16 protein-coding genes are annotated in these 14,714 nt (G+C 69.9%); 10 read left to right on the top strand and 6 right to left on the bottom strand.

The window, feature by feature from the left end; genetic code table 11:
- The first annotated feature begins 7 nt into the window (after nt 1-7).
- From RM423_RS15640 to RM423_RS15660, 5 genes are read left to right on the top strand one after another with little or no spacing between them, the layout of a single operon-like run.
- Nucleotides 8-1,057, top strand: coding sequence for an LLM class F420-dependent oxidoreductase (locus RM423_RS15640; protein WP_311423976.1), 1,050 nt, complete (start codon nt 8-10; stop codon nt 1,055-1,057).
- Nucleotides 1,054-1,896, top strand: a complete 843-nt coding sequence (locus RM423_RS15645; RefSeq protein ID WP_311423977.1) for an undecaprenyl-diphosphate phosphatase — start codon at nt 1,054-1,056, stop codon at nt 1,894-1,896. The genes RM423_RS15640 and RM423_RS15645 overlap by 4 nt, the downstream gene beginning before the upstream one ends.
- 11 nt (nt 1,897-1,907) lie before the next feature.
- Nucleotides 1,908-2,639, top strand: coding sequence for a histidine phosphatase family protein (locus RM423_RS15650; protein ID WP_311423978.1), 732 nt, complete (start codon nt 1,908-1,910; stop codon nt 2,637-2,639).
- A gap of 10 nt (nt 2,640-2,649) precedes the next feature.
- Nucleotides 2,650-3,222 carry a DUF3090 family protein gene (locus RM423_RS15655; protein ID WP_311423979.1) on the top strand — a complete coding sequence of 191 codons (573 nt, stop codon included), beginning with the start codon at nt 2,650-2,652 and terminating at the stop codon, nt 3,220-3,222.
- Nucleotides 3,215-3,976 (top strand): SCO1664 family protein, encoded by a 762-nt coding sequence (locus RM423_RS15660; RefSeq protein ID WP_311423980.1) that lies wholly within the window; start codon nt 3,215-3,217, stop codon nt 3,974-3,976. Before RM423_RS15655 ends, RM423_RS15660 begins: the two co-directional genes overlap by 8 nt.
- A gap of 3 nt (nt 3,977-3,979) precedes the next feature.
- On the opposite strand, the gene RM423_RS15665 is transcribed toward RM423_RS15660, so the two are convergent.
- A complete protein-coding gene (locus tag RM423_RS15665; protein ID WP_311423981.1) occupies nt 3,980-4,423 on the bottom strand; it encodes an SRPBCC family protein in 444 nt (147 codons plus the stop codon).
- 122 nt (nt 4,424-4,545) lie between these two features.
- Here RM423_RS15665 and mshC point away from each other — a divergent pair, with 122 nt between their 5' ends.
- A complete protein-coding gene (gene mshC / locus RM423_RS15670) occupies nt 4,546-5,778 on the top strand; it encodes a cysteine--1-D-myo-inosityl 2-amino-2-deoxy-alpha-D-glucopyranoside ligase (protein ID WP_311423982.1) in 1,233 nt (410 codons plus the stop codon).
- Nucleotides 5,779-5,799: 21 nt separating this feature from the next.
- Here the strand turns inward: mshC and RM423_RS15675 are convergent, their stop codons facing one another.
- Nucleotides 5,800-6,567: a PP2C family protein-serine/threonine phosphatase gene (locus RM423_RS15675; protein WP_311423983.1), complete on the bottom strand. Its 768-nt coding sequence runs from the start codon at nt 6,565-6,567 to the stop codon at nt 5,800-5,802.
- Between the two features lie 2 nt (nt 6,568-6,569).
- On the bottom strand, nt 6,570-7,433 hold the full coding sequence (locus RM423_RS15680) for a PAC2 family protein (protein ID WP_311423984.1): 864 nt from the start codon (nt 7,431-7,433) through the stop codon (nt 6,570-6,572).
- 171 nt (nt 7,434-7,604) lie between these two features.
- On the opposite strand from RM423_RS15680, the gene RM423_RS15685 reads away from it, so the two are divergent.
- Nucleotides 7,605-8,315 (top strand): HAD family hydrolase, encoded by a 711-nt coding sequence (locus RM423_RS15685; RefSeq protein ID WP_311423985.1) that lies wholly within the window; start codon nt 7,605-7,607, stop codon nt 8,313-8,315.
- Here the strand turns inward: RM423_RS15685 and RM423_RS15690 are convergent.
- Together RM423_RS15690 and lepB are read right to left on the bottom strand one after the other, a co-directional pair.
- A complete protein-coding gene (locus RM423_RS15690) occupies nt 8,299-9,246 on the bottom strand; it encodes a RecB family exonuclease (protein ID WP_311423986.1) in 948 nt (315 codons plus the stop codon). The genes RM423_RS15685 and RM423_RS15690 overlap by 17 nt on opposite strands.
- Nucleotides 9,247-9,324: 78 nt before the next feature.
- Nucleotides 9,325-10,041 carry a signal peptidase I gene (lepB, locus tag RM423_RS15695; protein WP_311423987.1) on the bottom strand — a complete coding sequence of 239 codons (717 nt, stop codon included), beginning with the start codon at nt 10,039-10,041 and terminating at the stop codon, nt 9,325-9,327.
- A 134-nt stretch (nt 10,042-10,175) separates the two neighbouring features.
- Here lepB and RM423_RS15700 point away from each other — a divergent pair, with 134 nt between their 5' ends.
- The gene (locus RM423_RS15700) at nt 10,176-11,414 is read left to right on the top strand and encodes a M50 family metallopeptidase (RefSeq protein ID WP_311423988.1); all 1,239 of its coding nucleotides are present in this window, start codon (nt 10,176-10,178) and stop codon (nt 11,412-11,414) included.
- Between the two features lie 20 nt (nt 11,415-11,434).
- Nucleotides 11,435-12,409, top strand: a complete 975-nt coding sequence (locus tag RM423_RS15705; protein WP_311423989.1) for a tRNA (adenine-N1)-methyltransferase — start codon at nt 11,435-11,437, stop codon at nt 12,407-12,409.
- A 27-nt stretch (nt 12,410-12,436) separates the two neighbouring features.
- Here the strand turns inward: RM423_RS15705 and RM423_RS15710 are convergent, their stop codons facing one another.
- Nucleotides 12,437-12,730, bottom strand: a complete 294-nt coding sequence (locus tag RM423_RS15710) for a ferredoxin (protein WP_311423990.1) — start codon at nt 12,728-12,730, stop codon at nt 12,437-12,439.
- A 196-nt stretch (nt 12,731-12,926) separates the two neighbouring features.
- Here RM423_RS15710 and arc point away from each other — a divergent pair, with 196 nt between their 5' ends.
- On the top strand, nt 12,927-14,669 hold the full coding sequence (gene arc / locus RM423_RS15715) for a proteasome ATPase (RefSeq protein ID WP_311423991.1): 1,743 nt from the start codon (nt 12,927-12,929) through the stop codon (nt 14,667-14,669).
- Nucleotides 14,670-14,714 lie beyond the last annotated feature (45 nt).

Consider the following 14,714-nt stretch of genomic DNA (forward strand, 5'->3'; position numbering starts at 1 on the left):
TCGGCCTGTGAAACTGGGACTGAACCTCGGCTACTGGGGCATGGGCAACGATGCCGACAATCTGGCCCTCGCCAGGGAGGCCGACGTCCTCGGCTACTCCTGTGCGTGGGCGGCCGAGGCGTACGGCTCGGACGTGCCGACGGTACTGGCGTGGGTGGGCGCGCAGACCGAGCGGATCGGCCTGGGCAGCTCCATCCTGCAGATTCCGGCCCGCAGCCCGGCGATGACGGCGATGACCGCGGCCACCCTGGACACGCTGTCAGGCGGCCGGTTCCGGCTCGGTCTCGGCGTGTCCGGGCCGCAGGTGTCCGAGGGCTGGCACGGGGTCCGCTTCGACAAGCCGCTGGCCCGCACCCGCGAGTACGTCGACATCGTCAACCTGGCGCTGAGCCGCAAGCGGGTCCGGTACGAGGGCGAGCACTACACCCTTCCGCTACCCGACGGTCCCGGCAAGGCGCTGCAACTGACTGTCCACCCGGTACGCGACCACATTCCCATCTACCTGGCCTCGGTGGGGCCGAAGAACCTGGAGCTGACCGGCGAGATCGCCGACGGCTGGCTGTCCATCTTCTTCTCCACCGACTTCGCCGCCGAGCAGCTGGCGCTGATCGAGGCCGGCCGTGCCAAGGCAGGCAAGACGATGGACGGCTTCGACGTGGTGGCGACCGTTCCGCTGGTGCTGGGGGACGACATCAAGGCCGCCGCCGAGCCGGTCCGGCCGTACGCCGCCCTCTATATCGGTGGGATGGGCAGCAGGGAGGCCAACTTCTACAACGAGCTGGCCGTCCGGATGGGCTACGCCGCCGAGGCCGCCGAGATCCAGGCACGGTTTCTGGCCCGCGACTACGACGAGGCCGCCGCGGCCGTGCCGTTCCAGTTCATCGACTCGACCTCGCTGCTCGGTCCCGAGTCCCGGGTCGCGGAGCGGATGGCGGAGTTCGCGGAGGCAGGGGTCACCACGCTGAGCATCACGCCGCAGGCCGAGACGTTGGAGGACCGCCTGGACGCCTTACGGATCGCGGCGCACGCGCTGCGGGATTCGGGCGTCGGCGAATGAGCGCCGGAGTGTCGGTCGGCCAGGCAGCGCTGTACGGCGTGGTGCAGGGGCTCACCGAGTTCCTGCCGATCTCGTCCACCGCGCACCTGCGCATCGTCCAGGCCTGGATGAACCCGGGCGTCGACCAGGCCGGTTTCACCGCCTTCACCGCCGTGATCCAGCTGGGCACGGTGGTCGCGGTCGTCCTCTTCTTCTGGCGTGAGCTGCTGCACGTCGCGCTGGCGTGGGGACGGGGGCTGGTCGACAAGAGCGTCCGGCACACCCTGGAGTACCGGATGGGGTGGTACCTGATCCTGGCCACCATTCCGGTCGGAGTGTTCGGGCTGGTCTTCAAGGACCAGATCAAGACCGGCGCGCGCAACCTGTGGCTGATCGCCACCGCCCTCATCGTGATGGCCCTCATCCTGCTCGTGGCAGAGCGGCGCGGGAGCAGGAGCAGGTCGGAGGAAGAGATCACCACCCAGGACGCCCTCGTGGTCGGCACCGCTCAGGCGCTGGCCCTGATCCCGGGCGTCTCGCGCTCGGGGGCGACCATCACCGCGGGCCTGTTCCGCGGCCTGGACCGGGTCACCGCCGCCCGGTTCTCGTTCCTGCTGTCGATTCCGGCCGTCGTGGCGTCCGGGCTGTTCGAGCTGAAGGACATCGGCGGTGCGGGCGCCCCCGGAATGGGCGTCACCGTGGTCGCCACGCTGATCTCGTTCGTGGTCGGGCTGGCCTCCATCGCCTGGCTGATCCGCTACATCTCCAGGCACTCCACCTTTATCTTCGTCGGCTACCGGATCGCGCTCGGGGCACTGCTGCTCGTGCTGCTGTCCACCGGCGCCCTCTCAGCGACCTAGGCGGTGCGAACATGCCCACAGTCTTTCTGCTCCGGCACGGCCTCACGGCGATGACCGGCCCCGTGCTGGCGGGCCGGCTGGCCGGCGTGCACCTCGACGAGCGCGGTCAGGCGCAGGCCACCGCGGCCGCCGAGCGCCTCGCCGTGCTGCCGTTGGCCGCGGTCGTCACCAGCCCGTTGGAGCGCTGCGCCGAGACGGCCAAGGCGGTGACGAAGGCACAGCGCGCGGCCGGCCGCACCCCGGTCACCAAGACCGATCGCCGGTTGCTGGAGTGCGACTACGGCGACTGGACCGGCAAAGAGATCAAGACGCTCGCCAAGGACCCGCTCTGGCCGATCGTGCAGGCCCAGCCCTCCGCCGCGACCTTTCCGGCAGGCGAGGCGATGGCCGCCATGTCCGAGCGGGCGGTGCGCGCGGTGCGCGGCCTGGACGCCGGCTTCGGCGAGAGCGCCGGCCCGGACGCGGTGTGGGTGGCCTGCAGCCACGGGGACGTGATCAAGGCCATCCTGGCGGACGCCCTGGGCATGCACCTGGACCTGTTCCAGCGCATCGTCGTGGACCCGTGCTCGGTCTCGGCCATCCGCTACACCGCCGGACGGCCCTTCGTCCTCACCTCCAACGACACCAGCGGCGACCTGAGCAGGTTCCTGCCACCGCCGCCCGGCAAGGCGGGCACCCGCCGCCGCCGTCCCGCCGCTTCGGATGCCACCGTCGGCGGTGGCGCCGGCGCCGGTGCCGTCTAGGCTGATTGCAATGAGCCGCCAGTTGTTCTTCTTCGATCAGCCGCGACGTTTCGTCGTCGGCACCGTCGGCCAGCCGGGGGAGCGGGTCTTCTTCCTGCAGGCCGTCGATCAGGGGCGCGTCGTGAGCGTCGCGCTCGAGAAAAGCCAGGTCTCCGTGCTCGCCGAGCGCCTGGAGCAGTTGCTGGACGAGGTGAGCTCGCGGGACGGCTTCGAGTTCCCCGACGCCGTCTCGCCGGACACCGAACCGCTGGAAAGCCCCATCGACGAGGAATTCCGCGTCGCCGCCATGGGCCTGGCCTACGACAGCGAGACCGGCCTGATCGTCATCGAGGCGCAAGCTCCCGGCGAGTCCGCCGAAGAGGCCGAGTCCACACTCCTGGAAGAGACCGACGAGGGCCCCGACGCCTTGCGCGTGCGGCTGGCGCACCAGGCCGCCGCGGAATTCATCGAGCGCGCCCGGCGGGTGATCAGCGCCGGCCGGCCACCGTGCCCACTGTGCAACCAGCCCCTCGACCCGGCCGGGCACGTCTGCCCCCGCAGCAATGGCTACCGCCGTTCGGTGCGGCTGGGATCGGGTGACTGAGCTGACCCGGCCGGTCGCGATGCCGGCAGCCCAGGCGCTGGACCTGCTCAACCGGGGTGAGCTCACCATCGAGGCCCGGGTCACCAGCGCCTCCAACGCCACCCTGTACTGCCGGGTGGAATGCGAGGGAATCGCGGCCGCCTGTGTCTACAAGCCGGTCTCGGGTGAGCGGCCGTTGTGGGACTTTCCCGACGGCACGCTGGCCGGGCGCGAGGTGGCGGCCTATCTGGTGGCCGGCGCCGCCGGCTGGGAGCAGATCCCGCCGACGGTGCTCCGTACCGGGCCGATGGGCACCGGCATGGTCCAGTTGTGGATCGAGCAGGACGACGAGTTCGACATCATCGCCGCGATCAATTCCGGCGAGGAGCCGCAGCTGCGGCGGATGGCGCTGCTCGATGCCGTGCTGAACAACTCCGACCGCAAGGTGTCGCACCTGCTACCGGTGCCCGCCAGCGACCTGCACGGCTCGGCCCTGCACATCTTCGGGATCGACCACGGCGTCAGCTTCGCGACCGAGAACAAGCTGCGGACGGTGCTCTGGCAGTGGGCCGGCGACCCGGTTCCGGACGAGGGCATCGAGATGCTGAACCGGCTCGCCGAGCAGCTCGATGCCGAACTCGGCGAGTGGCTGTCGGAGCTGCTCACCACCAGAGAGGTGCGCGCGACCCGGCGCCGGGTACAGCGGCTGCTGGCCAGGCAGACGTTCCCGATGCCGCCGACCGACTGGCCGGCCGTTCCGTACCCGCCGTACTGAGAGCTACGTGGTTACCAGATCGTTGAGCCGGTCCAGGGTGGCGGTCATGCCCTTCTTGTTGCGCTGGGGAAACCGCAGCAGCACCAGGCCGAGCCGGTTCTTGGCGCCGCGGGCGTCCCATTCCTCGGTGACCTCGGTGCCGCCCTCGACCTCGGTGAACCGGTAGCGCCAGATGTGGCCGTTGAAGTGCCGCCACGCGATGACCTCGGGCTCGTCGAACTCCACGACGGTGTTCAGGATCTTGTAGCTCGTCCCCAGGTGCATGTCCATCGAGAAGGTGGTTCCCGGACTCAACCGCGCCGGGCCGCCGGACCGGACTGCCTTCACCGAGCCGGAGCCGTCGATGACCGGGTGCTGGGCCGGGTCCGCCACCACGTCGAACAGGGCCCGACGGGTGGCGGGGATGAGCTTGCTGACCGAGACGAGATACCGCGAATTGGCTGTCACCGGCCCAGTTCTACCCCACGGGTCCGCGCCGCCCGCCCGCTGCGGCTGTGACACAGGCCCCACGAGCGCGCCAGTCCGGCGCGACAGCCGGCCACGGGGAGGTCAGGCGCTAACGTGTGCGCATGAAGTCCTGGTCTGCCCCTGACGTCCCGTCGCTGCCCGGAGCCGGCCGTCCGCTTCGCCTCTATGACACCGCCACCGACGAGGTCCGGCCCACCACGCCGGGGCCGACCGCCCGCCTGTATGTCTGCGGCATCACCCCCTACGACGCCACCCACCTCGGCCACGCAGCCACGTACCTGGCCTTCGATATCGTCCAGCGGATGTGGCTCGACGCCGGCCACGACGTGCACTACGTGCAGAACGTGACGGATGTGGACGACCCGCTCCTCGAACGCGCCGCGGCCACCGGAACGAGCTGGACGGAGCTGGCCGAGCGTGAGACCAGCCTGTTCCGGGAGGACATGGCGAGCCTGCGGGTGCTTCCGCCGCGGGACTACATCGGCGTCGTGGAGTCGATCGGCGAGATCGCGGCGGCCGTCGCGGAGCTGCTGGCGAGCAACGACGCCTACCGGCTCGACAACGACATCTACGCCACTACCAAGGGCAGCGGGCATTTCGGTTACGAGTCCCGGTACTCCACCGACGAGATGCTGGCCCTGTCCGCCGAGCGGGGCGGCGACCCCGAGCGGGTCGGCAAGCACGATCCGCTGGACGCGATGCTGTGGAAGGGCCGCAGCGACGGCGAGCCGTACTGGGATTCCGTCGTCGGGCAGGGACGGCCGGGCTGGCACATCGAGTGCTCGGTGATCGCGCGCAACCGCCTCGGCATGGGCATCGACGTGCAGGGCGGTGGCTCGGACCTGCGCTTTCCCCACCATGAGCACTCAGCCGCGCACGCCGAGGCGCTGACCGGGGAGTGGCCGTTCGCGCGCCACTACGTGCACGCCGGCATGATCGGGCTCGATGGCGAGAAGATGAGCAAGTCCCGCGGCAACCTGGTGTTCGTGTCCAAGCTGCGGGGCGCCAAAGTTGACCCGATGTCCATCCGGCTGGCGCTGCTCGACGGGCACTACCGGGCCGACCGGGAATGGACGGGTGGCCGGCTGCCCCGTGCCGAAAGCCGACTGGCGGCCTGGCGACTCGCAGTGGCCGCCGAGGCGGGTCCGGACGGACAGGCAGTCGTGAACCGCATTCGCGACCGGCTGGCCGACGACCTGGACACCAGCGCGGCCATCGCCATCGTGGACCGGTGGGCGGCCGAGACCGTCGAGCGCACCAGCGACGCCGCCGATCCGTCCGCGCCCGGCCTGGTCCGCGACGCCGTGGACGCCCTGCTGGGGATCAGGCTGTAGCGGGATCAGGCTGTAGCGGGATCAGGCGGCAGCGGCGCGGAGGTCCACCACGATCGTGGTCACGTTGTCGTTGCCGCCGGCCTCGTTGGCACACCGCACCAGCTCGTCCGCCGCCGTCTGCGGGTCGTCGAACTCCCGCAGCAGCGTGGCGATGTCGGTGTCCGCCAGCTCGCCGGTCAGGCCGTCGGAGCACACCAGAAAGCGGTCGCCGGGCACTGGCGGAAACAGCCAGATATCCGGAACGGGCGCCGGGTCGGACCCCAGCGACCGGGTCACCACGTTGCGGCGCGGATGCCGCCGTGCCTCGTCCGGGGTGAGCCGGCCGGCCGCGATGAGCTCCTGCACCGCGGAGTGGTCGACCGTCAACCGGGTCAGGGAGCCGTCGGCATACCGGTAGACCCGCGAGTCCCCGACGTTGAACACCGCCCACCGCTCGCCGTCCGCGGTCGCGACGACCGCAATGCCGGTCAGCGTGGTACCCATTCCCAGCAGCTCGTGGCGGCCCGCGGCCTCGGCGACGATCCGGTCATTGGCCTGCCAGATCGCCTCGGCGAGCACCTGTGGTGTCAGCGGTCCGAGTTCGGCGCTCCGGCGCAGCTCCTCGATCGCCAGGGCGCTGGCGACCTCACCGCCCGCGTGGCCGCCCATCCCATCGGCGACCGCGAACAGGGTGGCCGAGGCCCACACGCTGTCCTCGTTCTGCTGTCGGACCCGGCCTACATCGGTCGCCGCACCCCAGCGCAGCGCCAGCCGGGACGCCGCCTGCTCTTCTCCCTCGACGTTGGTCACCGCTACATCGACCCCGGGGGGCCGCCCTTGTCGCGGCGCCGCAGGTACCGCTCGAACTCCTTGGCGATGGCGTCGCCGGAAGCCTCGCGCATGTCGCCGTCGTCGTCGCGCTCTTCGAGGTTGCGGATGTACTCCCGCACGTCCTCGTCCTCGTCGGCCATCTCGTTGACCAGCTTCTGCCAGTCATCGGACTGGGTCGGCAGCTCACCGAGTGGAACCGCGATGTCCAGCACCTCTTCGACCCGGTGCAGCAGCGCGATGGTGGCCTTGGGGTTCGGTGGCTGCGAGACGTAGTGCGGCACGGCGGCCCAGAACGAGATCGCCGGGATGCCGACCAGCACGCAGGCCTCCTGCAGCACCCCGACGATGCCGGTCGGGCCCTCGTAGCGTGAGCGCTCCAGGCCGAACCGGGTGGCGCTCTCGCCGTCGTAGGAGGTCCCGGTCACCGGCGTCGGCCGGGTGTGCGGGGAGTCCGAGAGCAGGGCGCCCAGCGTGACGACGGTCTGGATCCCGAGCTCGCGCATGATTTCGAGAAGCTCGTCGCAGAAGCCGCGCCAGCGCATGTTGGGCTCGATGCCGCGCACCAGTACGAGGTCGAAGTCCGCGCCGGCGGGACGGCAGACCGACAGCCGGGTGGTAGGCCAGGCGACGCGCCGGGTGACACCGTCCACCAGGGACACGGTCGGTCGGTTCACCTGGAAGTCGTAATAGTCATCCGGGTCAAGCGCGGCCAGCGGGGTGGCCTGCCAGACGAGTTCCAGGTGCTCGATGGCTCCGGTGGCGGCGTCCCCGGCGTCGTTCCATCCCTCGAATGCCGCCACGAGAACCGGGTGCCTCAATTCCGGCCAGTTCTCGAATTCCGTCATCCACCCAGCTTAGGACCGACGGGCGCGCCTGTGCGGACAGACTCACTTCGGCGACGCCTGAAGAAACCGCCGGGCCGCGTCTCGGTACCCTCCACCGGTGCCTTTCTGCCGCCCCGCCAGTCCGTATTGCACCGATCTGATCGACGCCCGCGCGGCGCGGAACAGCACGGCGTGAGCCCGTCCACGACCGGCATCGGTTCCCAGGTCGGACGGCTGCAGGCGGTGCTGTGGGACATGGACGGGACACTCGTCGACACCGAGCCGTCCTGGATCGCGGCGGAGTACCGGCTGGTGGAGTCCTTCGGGGGCACCTGGAGCGATGAGCACGCGCACGCACTGGTCGGCAACGCATTGCCGGTGTCGGCGGCCTACCTCCGCGAGCACGGGGGTGTAGGCCTGCCGCTGGACGAGATCGTGCGGCGGCTGCTGGTCGAGGTCGTCGCCGACGCCCGGGTGCACACGTCCTGGCGTCCAGGGGTGCACCGCCTGCTCGCCGAGCTGCGGCAGGCCGGCGTGCCGTGCGCCATGGTGACCATGTCGTACCGGAGCCTGGCCGACGCGATAGCCGACCAGCTGCCGCCCGGAACGTTCTCGGCCGTGGTGACCGGTGACCAGGTCAGCAACGGCAAGCCGGACCCGGAGGCCTACCTGCGGGCGGCCGAGCTGCTCGGGGTGGACCCCGGCGGGTGTGTGGCCATCGAGGACTCGCCGACCGGTGTCACGTCGGCAGAGGCGGCCGGCTGCGTGGTCATCGCGGTGCCGAATCAGGTACCTATTCCAGCCGCACCGACGCGCACTATCATCCCGGACCTGGCCGCGGTCAGCGTGGCCGACCTGGTAGAGCTGGTAGAGCTGGTGGGAACGGTCAGTTCGGGCGGCTGACCGGCCAGGGTTCCGGCTCTACCCTGACGCCGACCGGAGTCGCCACCCGCCTGTCCTCGGACGCCGCCGCCAGCGCATGTGCCGGAAACGGCGGGGGAGTGCCGCCTTTGGCCGGGCACAGCGCCTGGTGGGAGCACCAGTCGCAGAGCCGTGACGGGCTCGGCCGGAAGTCGCCGGTCATGCTGGCGTGGGCGATGGCCTTCCAGATGGCCTGCAGGGTCCGCTCGAACCGCGCCAGCTCGTCAGCCTCGGGTTGATAGCTGAGCGTGTCGGAGTCGGCCAGGTAGATCAGCCGCAGCTGGCGCGGAACCACCCCCCGTGTTCGCCACAGCACCAGCGCGTAGAACTTCATCTGGAACAGCGCCTTGGCCTCGAACGCCTCGCGCGGAATCGACCCGGTCTTGTAGTCGACCACCCGCAGGTCACCCGCCGGTGAGACATCGAGGCGGTCGACGTAGCCGCGCAGCCGCAGACCGTCCAGCACAACCTCGACCAGCTGCTCACGTTCGGCCGGCTCGAGTCGCTGCGGATCTTCTAGAGTGAAGTAGTTGGCCACCAGTTGCCGGGCCGATTCCAGCCACTCGGTCAGCTCGGCGCCCTCGGCATCATCGTCGAAGAGCTGGGCCAGCTCGGGCTCCCCGGTCAGCAACTGCTCCCAGGACGGCGCCACGTCGGCCTGCGCCTGCTCGACCGTGCGCTCGCCGGCGGGCAGGTCGTAGAGGTGCTCGAGCACCGCGTGGACCACGGTGCCTCGAGTGGCGGCGCGGGTCGGGGTCTCGGGCAACCGGTCGATGCTGCGGAAGCGGTAGAGCAGCGGGCAGGTCTTGAAGTCCGAGGCGCGCGAGGGTGACAGCGACCCGACCACCGCGACCGGCAGGGGCTCGGGCGCGGTCGCTGGCACAGCGGGATCGGTGAGAGCGACATCGGTCATCGGCGTGCGTCTTCTCGGGGGTCCTTCATGCCAGCAAGGCTAGGGCAGGCCTACGACAAGAACGGCTGACACCGCCGGTCACAGGCCGCCGAAGTGCTTGACCGGCCAGATCACCGCGAACGCCCTGCCCACCACGTTCGATTCGGGAATGAACCCGAAGAATCGGGAGTCGAAGGAATTGCAGCGATTGTCGCCCATCATGAAGTATTCGTGCGCGGGGACCTTGACCGCGGCGAAGTCGGCGGTGCCGTCACATGCCGGGTTGAGGTAGGGCTCGATCAGCGGCTTGCCGCCGATGTAGACGTGCCCGTCGTGGCCGCTGACCGTCTCGCCGGGGAGGCCGATCACGCGCTTGATCAGCTGCTTGTCCTCCGGCGGAGCCAACGGCGGCCGGTTGAACACCACCACGTCGGTACGGGACAGGTGCGAGAAGTGGAGGGAGAGCTTGTCGACGACCACCATGTCCGGCTCGCAGTGCGGGCAGCCGTGCAGCGTCGGCTCCATCGACGCCGACGGTATGTAGAAGGAGGCGACGACGTACGTGCGGACGGCGACGATGGCGAGCAGCGTCATCAGCAGCAGCAGCACCGTGCGGAGCAACGACCGGGCTCTGCTCTCGGCCGGTGCTGGACCGGCCGGCTTCGACTCGACAACGCTCGCGGGCGCGTCGTGCACAGGTGCATTCTGCACGGGCGCAGCAGCAGACTGCTGGCGGCGCTCGAGCATCCGAGCCTCGATCTGACTGCGGAGCCCCGGCGCGGCGCTCGGCTGGGTCGGCTCGTCGGGTTGTGCCACCGGCACAGGCTAGCCCGCCGGTGCCCGTTCCCGGCCGGACACAACGACTTGACGTCCGTCATACCGACGCTCCGGTCTGCCTGCGGGTCGCGAGAACGGCCGGCCGGCTCAGGCAGCGGCCGTAGGATCACAGCGTGAGCAACCAGAACGCCGAGCGGCAGAAGGCCGCCGGCCCCGGCGGCAGTGGCTCCATGCTGCTGCGTATCGGGTCCGTGCTGGGCGTTCCGGTGTTCGTCACGCCGAGCTGGTTGCTGGTCGTCCTGTTCATCACCACCAGCTACGCGGAGTTCCTGCGCGACCAGATTCCCGGTGCCTCCAAGCCGGGCTCGTACGGCCTGGCGTTCGTGTTCGCGCTGGCGCTCGCGGTGTCGGTGGTGCTGCACGAGGTGGGCCATACGGTCGTCAGCCGGCTGCTGGGCCTGCGGGTCCGACGCATCGTGGTGTTCCTGCTGGGCGGGGTGTCCGAGATCGAGGGGGAGGTGGCTCGTCCCCGCGACGAGTTCGCGATCGCTGCCGCCGGGCCGGCCGCCTCGTTCGCGCTGGCCGGGGTGTGCTGGGCGGCCAGCCTGCTTGCGGCCACCGACTCCGCCACGGCCGTGCTGCTGCTGCTACTCGCGTGGAGCAACCTCGTCATCGCGGTCTTCAACGTGCTGCCCGGCCTGCCGCTGGACGGCGGCCGGCTGGTCCAGGCACTCATCTGGCGGTTCAGCCACTCCCGGTTGACCGGCGTCCGGATCGCGGCCAGGAGCGGTCGGGTGCTGGCCGTCCTGCTGGCGGTGGCGATCCTGTTCGGCAACGTCGTCGTCGGCGGCGATCGCCCGGCCACCGTCTCATCGGTCATCGCCACCGCGATGGGGTTCGCGGTCGCTGCCTTCCTGTGGTTCGGGGCCGGCCAGACGCTGCGCGCCGCCGAGCTGGGCCACCGGACGGCGACCCTGCAACTGCGCCGGCTCGTCCGCCCGGCCGTCTACCTCCCGGCGCAGACGCCGGTGTCCGAAGCGGTCCGCCAGGTCGCCCGGGCGGGAGCGGCGGGAATCGTGGTCGTCGACGCCAACGGCTTCAGCCGCGCCATCGTCCGCGAGTCCGAGATCGCCCGGCTGGAACCGCACCGCCGCCCCTGGGCCACCCTCGGCGAGGTGTCCCAGCCACTGCGCCCAGGGCTGATACTGGCTGAGGACCTCTCCGGAGAGGCGGTGCTGAGCACCGTCCGGTCCAGTCCCGCGAGCGAGTACCTCGTCGTCGGAGCCGACGGCGTCAGCAAGGGCGTCATGGCGGCCACCGACCTCGCGCGCGCCCTGGGAGTGCCGGCGGGCAGGCTCCCGCCAGCCCGCCTCGCACAGCCAGTACCGCCGGTACCGGACCCGCCCACCTGAACAGATTGGTTCCCTCCCCCGTGCCGAGCACCACACCGTCCGAATCCCGCTTCGAGACCGACAGCACCGCAAGCGCCGACAGCTCACTCTTCCGAGTCGGTGACCGGGTCCAGCTGACCGATCCCAAGGGACGGCTGCACACGGTGACCCTGGAAGCGGGCAAGCAGTTCCACACCCACCGCGGTGCCATCGAGCACGACCAGCTGATCGGCGTCGCGGAGGGCTCGGTGGTGCAGTCCGCGTCAGGGACCGCCTATCTCGCGCTGCGGCCGCTGCTGAGTGACTACGTGCTGTCGATGCCGCGTGGCGCGGCCGTCATCTACCCCAAGGACTCCGCGCAGATCGTGGCCCAGGGCGATATCCACCCCGGCGCCCGGGTGCTGGAGGCGGGCGCCGGCTCGGGTGCCCTGACCTGCTCGCTGCTGCGCGCGGTCGGTCCGACCGGAACGGTGATCTCCTACGAGCGGCGCGAGGACCACCTGGAGCACGCCCGCCGCAACGTCGACGCGTTCTTCGGCGAGGCACCCGGCAACTGGGACCTGCGGCTGGCCGATGTGACCGAGCATCCGGCCACCGAGATCGTGGACCGGGTCATTCTCGACATGCTCGCCCCGTGGGACGTCCTCAGCACAGTCGGCCCCGCACTGCGTCCGGGCGGGGTGCTGATCGGCTACGTGGCCACCACGACGCAGCTGTCCCGACTGGTCGAGACACTGCGCGAGGACGGCGGCTGGACGGAGCCGCACTCGTGGGAATGCATGGTCCGCAACTGGCACGTCGTCGGTCTGGCTGTGCGGCCGGACCACCGGATGCAGGGGCACACCGCGTTTCTCGTCACGGCGCGGCGGCTGGCACCCGGGGTCACCGCGCCCACCCGGCAGCGCCGTCCGGCCAAGGCGGCGGAGCTGGAAGAGGCCTTCGGCGTCAGCTCCGCGAGCTCGGCCGGCGACACGCCGGACGTGCCGGGCGAGCCGTTCCGTCCCAAGCTGCCGTAGCGACCGTACTGCCGTAAGAAGGCTCGTTCAGGCGTCGGGGCCGGCCACCGGTGTGCCGTCAGCGGCGTCGGCGACGTGGATGCAGTTGCCCGGGCACTCCTTGGCGGAGTCGAGCACGTCCAGTCGCAGGTTCGCGGGTACGTCCACCCGGACTCCGGCCGCGAGCTTGAGGTCCCCGGCGGCGTCCTTGACGTAGGCGAGCCCGTCGATGTCGAATTCGAAGACCTCCGGTGCGTACTGCACGCACAATCCGTCACCGGTGCAGAGCTCCTGGTCGATCCACACCTCGAGCTCGGCGGTACCGGTATTGCTCTCAGACACGCGGCGTCCTCTCGTCGGCTAGTCGCAACCGCGGCCCTGATAGCCCCCTGCTCGGCAGGCAGGGACATCCGCGCGCGGCAGGCGTGATCTATGTGTAATCAGATACCAGAGTAGATGCCTCGCGATTTCACACCGCCTGTGTAGGGTGAAATTCGAAAGACGCCTTACTCGGCACTGGCATCGGAAGGGCAAGTAGATGGCGGAAGAGTCCAGCACCGACCCACGCTCCGGCAGGTCCGACGCAGCCGCGCTCGCCTACGAGATAGAGGTGCTGCGGGCTCGGATCGCCGAGTCGCCGCGGCAGCTGCGGGCTCTCGAGGACCGCCTCGTCGAAACGCAGGCCAGGGTCGCCTCGCTCACCGACCGTAACGAGCGCCTCGCCGACACGCTGCGAGACGCCCGCGACCAGCTGGTGACGCTGAAAGAAGAGATCGACCGGCTGGCCCAGCCGCCGTCGGGCTACGGCGTCTTCCTCGAGGCCGTGGACGAGCACAGCGTCGACATCGTCACCGGCGGCCGCAAGCTGCGGGTCTCCGTCTCTCCCGAGGTCGGCATCGACGCCCTTCGCCACGGCCAGGAGGTTCTGCTCAACGAGGCCATGAACATCGTCGCCGCGCGCGGCTACGAGCGCGCCGGCGAGGTCGTCACCCTGAAAGAGATCCTGGAGGACGGCGAGCGCGCCCTGGTCGTCGGGCACACCGACGAGGAGCGCGTCGTCTACCTGGCCGAGGACCTGCGCGGCATCCGAATCCGCTCCGGTGACTCGCTGCTGATGGAGACCAGGTCGTCCTATGTCTTCGAGATCATCCCGAAGAGCGAGGTCGAGGAGCTGGTCCTCGAAGAGGTGCCGGACATCGACTACACCGACATCGGCGGCCTCAGCTCCCAGATCGAGCAGATCCGCGACGCTGTCGAGCTGCCCTTCCTGCACGCCGACCTGTTCATCGAGCACCAGTTACGCCCACCCAAAGGCATCCTGCTCTACGGGCCGCCCGGCTGCGGCAAGACGCTGATCGCCAAGGCCGTGGCCAACTCGCTGGCCAAGCAGGTGGCCAGGGTCCGCGGCGACTCCGAGCAGGGTCGCTCGTTCTTCCTCAACATCAAGGGTCCCGAGCTGCTGAACAAGTACGTCGGGGAGACCGAGCGGCACATCCGGCTGGTCTTCCAGCGCGCCAGGGAGAAGGCCAGCGAAGGCACCCCGGTGATCGTCTTCTTCGACGAGATGGACTCGATCTTCCGCACCCGCGGCTCCGGCGTCTCCTCCGACGTCGAGAACACCATCGTGCCGCAGCTGCTGAGTGAGATCGACGGCGTCGAGGGCCTCGAGAACGTCATCGTGATCGGCGCGTCCAACCGTGAGGACATGATCGACCCGGCGATCCTGCGTCCGGGCCGGCTCGACGTGAAGATCAAGATCGAGCGCCCGGACGCCGAGGCGGCCCGCGACATCTTCGCCAAGTACATCCTGCCCACCCTGCCCATCCACCCCGACGACCTCGCCGAGCACGGCGGGTCGGCCGAGGCGACCGTGAACGCGATGATCCAGCACACGGTGGAGCGGATGTACACCGAGAGCGACGAGAACCGGTTCCTCGAGGTCACCTACGCCAACGGCGACAAAGAGACGCTGTACTTCAAGGACTTCAACTCCGGCGCCATGATCCAGAACATCGTGGACCGCGGCAAGAAGATGGCGATCAAGGACCTCCTGACGAACGGCCAGCGGGGCTTGCGCATGCAGCACCTGCAGGCAGCCTGCGTCGATGAGTTCCGCGAGAACGAAGACCTGCCCAACACCACCAACCCCGACGACTGGGCCCGGATCTCGGGCAAGAAGGGCGAGCGGATCGTCTACATCCGCACGCTGGTCTCGGGCGGCAAGGGCAGCGAGGCGGGACGGGCGATCGACACCATCTCCAATACGGGCCAGTACCTCTAAGGTCGATGGTGGCGCTTAGGACGATGGAGGCGCTGGGCCGAGCGC

The sequence above is a fragment of the Jatrophihabitans lederbergiae genome (assembly GCF_031845305.1).
GTDB classification, from domain to species: domain Bacteria; phylum Actinomycetota; class Actinomycetes; order Mycobacteriales; family Jatrophihabitantaceae; genus Jatrophihabitans_A; species Jatrophihabitans_A lederbergiae.